Genomic DNA, 8,477 nt, shown 5'->3' with positions numbered 1-8,477 from the left:
TGAATTCCTTGACACTGTTGCCAGAAATGGTAATATCCGTTGGAGCATTATTCTGGTTAAGGACGTCAATGGTGAACGTTTTATGGTAGCTTTTACCCCCGGAATCCGTGGTGCGGATTTTGAGATCATGACTAGAGTTTTCATCAAAGTCTAAGAGGNCATTAGTAGTTAGGGTAGCAATGGTAGTGCCATTATTACTGAATTCCTTGACACTGTTGCCAGAAATGGTAATATCCGTTGGAGCATTATTCTGATTAAGGACGTCAATGGTGAACGTTTTATCGTAGCTTTTACCCCCGGAATCCGTGGTGCGGATTTTGAGATCATGACTAGAGTTTTCATCAAAGTCTAAGAGGTGGCCATTTTTGACCTTTAGTTGATTGCCATCAATTTTAAAGCGACCTTTAGCATCATGTAATAACTTATATTTATGGTGATCTCCGGCATCAACATCATTAGTGGGACTTAAACGATAAAAAGACAAAAATTAGGGTATAATGTATGATAGAAGAACGTTTCACGTCGAAATTGCCCCCATGAGAGAAACTAGCCCCTCTGCGATGCCCCCGAGCTAAAGAAAAATGGTGCAAGCGTTTCGATGATTGCTTCAAAACGAAGGCTCAAAAAACCGGGTTTAGACACGCTCATTGGGGGATTATTAGGGGAAAGTGAGAGGAAAAACCTGACACAGATGGCTGATAACGCGATTGGAGTAGTTTATAACCGATTACACCATTGTCTTGATGCAGTCGCTCATGGGGGAAACCCCCAAGACCGCGCTGCATCGCTTCTTAACCGATGCCCCTTGGTCAGGGAGTCAAATCAATGAACGCCGTTTAGAGTTGATGAACAAATGTTCTCTTTCCTCGGATCAGTCGGGGATTTGCATTGATTTTGGACGACTCAGGACTCGCGAAAAAGTGGTAACTTGACGCTTCGGAGTGGGAAGGCAATATATCGGAGAAATCGGAAAGACAGACAATGGAATAGTCTTAGTAACAACCCATCTTTACGATGGCAAAAAAAGCTTACCATTAGACCATTAGTTGTATCAACACGCGACTTCCTTACCCAATGGAAATAAAGATGAAGAATTTAAGAAGAAGCCCGATTTAGGGATAGAGTTAATTGACCGGAGTTTAGCCCGAGGATATCGTCCGGGAATCGTCCTAATTGATGCGGGGTATGGCAATAACACAACCTTGTCTTGATGCAGTCGCTCATGGGGGAAACCCCCAAGACCGCGCTGCATCGCTTCTGAAGAAACTGGAAGAAAGGAATCTAAAGTATTTAGGAGGAGTGGCAAAAAATGCGCCAAAGGCGCACGCTACGCGAACGGAAATTAATTATAAAAAATGAGTTAAATATTGAGATAGAAATACGTATAGACGAATTAGCAAAAAGCCTATCCAAAGAGGAGTTTGAGGAAGTTGAACTCAACGAACGATAAATCGAAAACCGTTTGGTCAGAAGTTACCGCAAGAATAAGGCAGCCTTTATGGTTGATCGGCTATGGATAAAAGGGTTAAAACTTTATGATTAAGGCTGCCTTATTCTAAGGTTTCCTCTCCGGGTGGCAACAGTGAAGGCTCAGATATCTGGTCTAGAAGGAGAAAGGACAATGGCTATCGTAATGAATGCTAGTTCTTGGGAAGAAGCAACAGACATTGATTATTTGATCACCAATGTTGATTCAGATAAAGTAACAAAACAGTGGGGAGTAATGACCTACTCTCAAAGAAATTGGGTGGAAGTATTTTATCGGGAAGCAAAGGGTTGGCTAGGGTTGAAAGAATACCAAGTCAGGGATAAAAGAAGTCTAGTTCGCCATTTGATACTAGTATTTTGTGCCTACACTTTTATTCTTTGGCATAAGTTAACTGGGGGATTACGAAGGCGATGGGCGTTCCAAACCTTGGCCAAAGGCCACGCTACGCGAATGAATACTTTTACAGAAGCCTTGGAGGCTTTTCGTACAGCTATGTCTTTTCGTTTCTTTGATTGGGTGACTCACAATCGGCAGGTGTTTGCTGCTTATAAAGCCAGTTTAGGCTTCATTTGGGGTTGATTTTTGTTTAAGTCCCATTAGTAGTTAGGGTAGCAATGGTAGTGCCATTATTACTGAATTCCTTGACACTGTTGCCAGAAATGGTAATATCCGTTGGAGCATTATTCTGATTAAGGACGTCAATGGTGAACGTTTTATCGTAGCTTTTACCCCCGGAATCCGTGGTGCGGATTTTGAGATCATGACTAGAGTTTTCATCAAAGTCTAAGAGGTGGCCATTTTTGACCTTTAGTTGATTGCCATCAATTTTAAAGCGACCTTTAGCATCATGTAATAACTTATATTTATGGTGATCTCCGGCATCAACATCATTAGTAGTTAGGGTAGCAATGGTAGTGCCATTATTACTGAATTCCTTGACACTGTTGCTAGAGAGGTTAATATCAGTCGGAGCATTATTCTGGTTTTGGACTTGAATACTGAAAGTTTTATCGTAGCTTTTACCCCCGGAATCCGTGGTGCGGATTTTGAGATCATGACTAGAGTTGTTATCAAAGTCTAAAAGACTACCATCTTTGACCTGGAGTTGATTGCCAACAATGTCAAAGCGACCTTTAGCATCATCTAATAACTCATAAGTATGGTTATCTTCCCTATCCACATCATTAGTACTGAGGGTACCAATAGTGGTACCCTTTTCACTTAATTCATTGACACTGTTCCGATCAAGGCTGATATCCGTGGGAGCATTATTCTGGTTAAGGACGTCAATGGTGAACGTTTTATCGTAGCTTTCACCCCCGGAGTCCGTGGTGCGGATTTTGATTTGATGAGTATTGTTGACATCAAAGTCTAAGAGCTGATTTATAAAGTAAATCTAAATAGAGGAAGTACATAGCAATAGTGCCGATATCATACGTTGATGTTGGCTACATCTCACACCATGACTAGAAAAGCCTATAAAAGTGATATCACAGATGCACAGTGGCAGCTCATTGAAGCCTTAATTCCACCAGCCAAAACTGGAGGACGTCCTCGTACTGTCAATGTACGTGAAGTTGTCAATGGTATTTTTGCCCGTTCTACGCACTGGATGTTCTTGGGAGATGCTCCCTCATGACTTACCTCCCTACTCAACAGTGTACTTTTACTTTCGTCGTTGGCAGAAAACTGGAGTGTGGCAGATGATGAATCATTACCTGCGGGATTCATGTCGTCAACAAGTGAATAGAAACCCTCAACAAGCGTGCAGCAATTGCTGATAGCCAGTCGGTAAAAACGACGGAAAAAAGGGGGAGGTGTATGGCTTCGATGGAGGTAAGTTAGTCAAGGGACGTAAGCGTCATATCATTGTAGATACCCAAGGATTGCTGTTAAGTGTGGTAGTCACAGCAAGCCAACGGTCAAGATCGAGTCGGAGCTGGGGCAGCATTGATGGAAGAAAGTTTTGACTGTTCTAGTTTGCAATTAATTTGGGTTGACCAGGGCTATAGTGGCCAACGCGCAAGCTGGTGTTGTAGCCAACCTTTGCGGTGCTGAGGAAGAGGAACGTTAAGCGTACGGAATCTGAATTTAAGGTTAACCCGCGACGCTGGGTAGTAGAACGTACCTTTGGTTGGTTAGGACGCGCTTCGTCGTCTGAGCAAAGATTATGAACTCCTGCCTGAAGTCAGTGAGGCCATGATTTATGGCGCTATGGTACGACTTATGCTCAGCCGTCTCACCTCTTAATATCCACTTTATAAATCAGCTCTAAGAGGTTGCCATTCTTGACTTTTAGTTGATTGCCATCAATTTTAAAGCGACCTTGAGCATCATCTAATAACTCATAGGTATGGGTATCTCCGGCATCAACATCATTAGTATTCAGCCTAGCAATGGTAGTGCCATTGTTACTGAATTCCTTGACACTGTTCCGATCAAGGCTGATATCCGTCGGAGCAAGATTCTGGTTAAGGACGTCAATGGTGAACGTTTTATCGTAGCTTTCACCCCCGGAGTCGGTGGTGCGGATTTTGAGATCATGACTAGAGTTGTCATCAAAGTCTAAGAGGTTGCCATTCTTGACTTTTAGTTGATTGCCATCAATTTTAAAGCGACCTTTAGCATCATGTAATAATTTATAAGTATGGCTATCTCCGGCATCAACATCATTAGTATTCAGGGTAGCAATAGTGGTACCATTGTTACTGAATTCTTTGACACTGTTGCTAGAAAGGCTGATATCCGTCGGAGCAGTGTTGGTAGGTTTAGGCTCCTTTTGAATATCCTGAACCTTGCTAATATTTATTGTGTCCCGAACAATAATCTTTTCCCATACAGGTGGTGGACTCTCCTGCTCGAAGGTAATGTTAAGGCGATCGCTTTGAGAGACTGCATAGTAGTCTTTGACGGTAATCGAACTATCCCAGCCTAGACCAAGAATCAGGTCATCACCGCTTTGGATTTGAGTCACACTATCGAAAGCATAATTGGAAAGATCTAAAGTATCTAGATAGTTCCAACCTTCAATAATATCATCACCTGTGGAAATTCCAAATTCATAACCGCTAAAGATATTGGCCGCACTATTGGCAATGATGTAATCGTCACTGCTGGAGTTGATCAGATTGTGAATAACTGTATCGAATGCGATCGCAGTCCCAAATTTAGACGTAAAGTATTCTGTTCCGCTTTCATCGGTCCTAGCTTTATAAGAGATACTATTGTAAGCCTTTTGGGTGGTTATAATACCCCCCTGATTCATATCAAAGTAGTATTTATCAGGAGTCAGGTTTGAAAAGTCTAAGGTATTTACACCACCGCTATCCCAGAGGGTTTGCTTAATTTCTTTGGTTGCACCATAATCCTCATGAACATCTGTGTAGCCATAAACGCTCTCAAAGGAGTAAGTAGTATCCCCGTGGTTATACTCCCTAGCTCCATAGATAGACTGTAATGCTTTAATGTCGTAAGTCATTGGGGTAATCGCTGGTTTCCCAGCAAAGTTATACGACATTACTGTGTTGGTAGTATTGTCCTCGTTAAAGGGCAAAAATGGACCGTGATCATGGTCCTCGTATGGATTCGGATGTTTTAACCCCAGAGTATGTCCTATCTCATGAATCAGGGTCATGTAGCCATGATTCCCTGGGTCGTCAGCAAATCCGTTATTACCTGTCGTGTCGTAGGCTTCGTTTATATGCACATCCCCGGCCACATCCGACCTCCAGCCGGAGTTGGTATTAGATCTGTTAGGCAAATAGGCATAGGCGTAGCCCGGACCATCAGATACCATGTAGCGCCATAGACCATAGTCTGTTGCTGTATCTGCTACCTCACGGAAATCAACATCAAGGTATCTTTCCAGAGTTTCCAGGATGCTTCTGATATTGTCTTTGGTTCCTTCTGAGATCTCTGAAACCCCGGTTTGAGATCCGTAATAAGGACCACTTTTATAGAAGCTGTAGGTGATAGTATTAGTGTCCCAATGGTGATGATACAGAAGTGAATCAGCTGAGAAAAATGTGTCAGACATTGCTTTTAGTTAACTCTTACTGCTTGACAAAGCCTAGTTACGGTAAATGATTTGGCCGTCAGGGAAGTTCCTGATTGTTGATGGTTCATGTTTAATGGCTTATTGCCAGTTGCCATGAATCGTAGCTATAACCCCATGCGATAACTAGTCAAAGGCACTGAATTTTATAGGGTATTTGGGTGACAAACCATAAATTTTCCCTAGTTAAAATCCCTAATCTTAAATTAATCATGAAATATATCCGTTTACGTTCAAGGTTGATTTGTGTATGTTTTTGTTGTTTTTTTGTTTATTTATTACGGCTTATATGCAAATTTATAAAAAACGTAAATCCGGACAAAAATCATTAACTTAAATGAATTAAATATCAATCATTTAAGTTAGTTTTTTTAAGTATTAACGATGAATTTTTATTTAAGGGTTTGATTAGCAATTCAGTAACATTAACATCATCTAGGCATTATATTTTAGTTGTGAACAGACTACCTTAGGTAAGATACAAAATACAAAATATGAAACGCAATAGGGGAAACAGATCCAGAGTTTGATTGTCCACTAAAAAAAGACATCCTAGGTTTACATCTCATTTATAAACCCTATAAATCAAGCCTAGTAATAGGGATAAAATTTAAAAATTTTCCAGTTTACGTCGAACTCCAATCCTAGTTATGTGAAGTTAGTATAAAGTTCTAACAAATAGATAGAGGCTAAAATCAGTAATTTCTCTAGGTCACTGTTTATTGGTAAGCATATGCGCTATGCGCACGCTGCGCGAACAGCATTCAGCATTCAGCTTAAGCTTTTTTTTGTAGGTGATGTCGCCATGATGCCCTTTTGTGGGGTTGCTTCTGTTGCCAGCATTATGAATGGCTGATAGTTGGCAACCATAGGATGGGCTTAGTTGCTTAGGGTGCTTAGGGTTGGTTAAGGGCGGGCTTGCCCTCATTTTCAACACCGAGCGCCAGTGTTGCGACAGCCCGCCCCGTAACGCACCACCTAGTAGGCTGAAGGCTTGCGTTGATCAAGCCTGCCTTTCAAACATAGAGTCTTTCATCTGTGTATTCTGATTTCTCAAGCTTCCCCTCCCTAAGTTGTTGCTCAAGTCATTGAGTGGGGTTATCTTGGAACGGAATTGTACTCAGAGTATGAGTGTCATTATTTGCTAAGGCTCATAATTGAAAGATGTTCAAACCCAAATTCTGGATCACGATAGGTTTTGTCGAGCAGATAGGAGAATTTTTTGCTAAATTCAGAACTAAACCTGCTCCTAGTACGGTATTTACCCCTGTATTTCTAGGTTTATCGTTAGTTTTAGTCGCCTGTTCCCCCAAAGGTGGAGAAACTAAAAGCAATACGGTTACTATCCTGGGAGTAATGACAGGGGAAGGGGAGCAAATCATGGAACAGATACTAGAACCCTTCACTAAAGAAACGGGTATCAAGGTGGTGTATGAAGCCAGTAGTGATTTCGCCACCCTCCTACCTGTGTTGGTGGAATCTGGAAATGCTCCCGATCTTGCCATGTTCCCTCAACCGGGTTTGATGGCTGACTTTGCTAGGGAAGGTCAACTGGTACCTGTAGATACCTTCATGGACAAATCTCAGTTATCTGCTGCTTATTCTCAAAACTGGCTAGATTTGGCAACTGTCGATAGTAAAGTATACGGGGTGTGGATTAGGGCGGCGGTCAAAAGCTTAGTTTGGTACAATCGAGCTGCGTTTAAGGCAGCTGGTTACAAAATCCCTACCACCTGGAATGAAATGATGGCACTGTCCGATCAGATTGTGGCAGATGGCGGTGTCCCTTGGTGCATCGGAATAGAAAGCGGTGCGGCTACAGGATGGGTTGGTACCGACTGGATTGAGGATATTATGTTGCGCACGGTTGGTGGGGAAGTGTATGACCAGTGGGTTGCTCACAAGATTCCCTTTAATCACCCAGCGGTTAAGAATGCTTTTGAGCAGTTTGGCAACATTGCCCTTAATCCTAAGTATGTGTTTGGTGGCACTGTTGGTATTATTAGCACTCCCTTTGGTGACGCAACTGCACCGTTATTTGATAACCCCCCAGGTTGCTATCTGCATCGCCAAGCTAGCTTTATCACTAGCTTCTTACCTAAAGATGTAGCGCTAGATAAGGATGTGAGTATCTTTCTGTTACCGGGTATTAAACAGGAATTGGGAGTGCCAGTGTTAGTGTCTGGTATTGTGACTGCTATGTTTAAGGATACTCCAGAAGCACGGAAGTTGATGGAGTATTTATCAACTGCCCAAGCCCATACTATCTGGGCAAGTCAGGGAGATTATGTTTCACCCCATAAACAGGTTAGTTTGGATGCTTACCCCAATGACATTGTTAAACGTCAAGCGGAAATCTTAGCCAATGCGGATATGGTGCGCTTCGATGGTTCGGATATGATGCCAGGAGCCGTGGGTACCGGGACATTCTGGAGTGGCATTGTTGATTATATTGGTGGGACAGATGTGGATACAGTTCTGAAAACTATTGAGGACAGTTGGCCAGATTAACTATTCAGATTAACTATTAGGAATTAGGGATTAGTGATTGTCAAAAAACTATTTAAAATGGCCTATTAATGTTACTTTATGAGAATTGCCTGGGAAATCTTTAACGGGAGCATGTCACTTATGCAGCAACATTAGTACTAAGGTAATAGGTAATAGGTAATGGGTAATAGGTCTGACGGGGTGACAACAAGGCATTAAACTAGACAGGGTATGGGGTGTAGGGTGTGGGGGGTGGGGAAAATAGAAGCGATGCAGCTTCGGAACTGGGGGTTTCCCCCGGAGACGAAACCTGTTTATTGTGGAGCCTTTATAGTTAGCAGGTTATGCAGAAAAGGGTTAAAAACTTTTGAATAGGGATGCAGCGCGGTCTTGGGGAGGCAGTGCGGTCTTGGGGAGGCAGCGCGGTCTTGGGGGTTTCCCCCA

General features: G+C 42.4%; 3 protein-coding genes and 3 pseudogenes. 4 read left to right on the top strand and 2 right to left on the bottom strand.

The window, feature by feature from the left end; translation table 11 throughout:
• Nucleotides 1-536 precede the first annotated feature (536 nt).
• Nucleotides 537-1,466 (top strand): annotated as a pseudogene (locus tag BJP37_RS24120) (IS701 family transposase); the annotation flags it as partial.
• Nucleotides 1,467-1,573: 107 nt separating this feature from the next.
• Nucleotides 1,574-2,068 (top strand): annotated as a pseudogene (locus tag BJP37_RS24115) (transposase); the annotation flags it as partial.
• 7 nt (nt 2,069-2,075) lie between these two features.
• Here BJP37_RS24115 and BJP37_RS24110 read toward each other — a convergent pair.
• Complete coding sequence (locus BJP37_RS24110; RefSeq protein ID WP_075902574.1) at nt 2,076-2,669, bottom strand: cadherin repeat domain-containing protein; 594 nt, start codon at nt 2,667-2,669, stop codon at nt 2,076-2,078.
• A 282-nt stretch (nt 2,670-2,951) separates the two neighbouring features.
• Between BJP37_RS24110 and BJP37_RS24105 the strand changes: the two are divergent.
• Nucleotides 2,952-3,739: pseudogene (locus tag BJP37_RS24105) on the top strand (IS5 family transposase).
• Here the strand turns inward: BJP37_RS24105 and BJP37_RS24100 are convergent.
• Nucleotides 3,729-5,525 (bottom strand): reprolysin-like metallopeptidase, encoded by a 1,797-nt coding sequence (locus BJP37_RS24100; RefSeq protein ID WP_075902572.1) that lies wholly within the window; start codon nt 5,523-5,525, stop codon nt 3,729-3,731. The pseudogene BJP37_RS24105 and the gene BJP37_RS24100 overlap by 11 nt on opposite strands.
• 1,182 nt (nt 5,526-6,707) lie before the next feature.
• Between BJP37_RS24100 and BJP37_RS24095 the strand changes: the two genes are divergently transcribed.
• Nucleotides 6,708-8,054 (top strand): ABC transporter substrate-binding protein, encoded by a 1,347-nt coding sequence (locus tag BJP37_RS24095; RefSeq protein WP_081431308.1) that lies wholly within the window; start codon nt 6,708-6,710, stop codon nt 8,052-8,054.
• Nucleotides 8,055-8,477: the final 423 nt, after the last annotated feature.

It is taken from the genome of Moorena bouillonii PNG, assembly GCF_001942495.1.
In the GTDB taxonomy this organism is placed as follows: domain Bacteria; phylum Cyanobacteriota; class Cyanobacteriia; order Cyanobacteriales; family Coleofasciculaceae; genus Moorena; species Moorena bouillonii.
Note: the sequence above shows the minus strand (reverse complement) of the source record. Positions and strands in the feature narration are given on the sequence as shown.

Coding starts and splice junctions, on each gene's coding strand:
- BJP37_RS24095 (WP_081431308.1), top strand. CDS start 6,708: ATGTTCAAACCCAAATTCTGGATCACGATAGGTTTTGTCGAGCAGATA.
- BJP37_RS24100 (WP_075902572.1), bottom strand. CDS start 5,525: ATGTCTGACACATTTTTCTCAGCTGATTCACTTCTGTATCATCACCAT.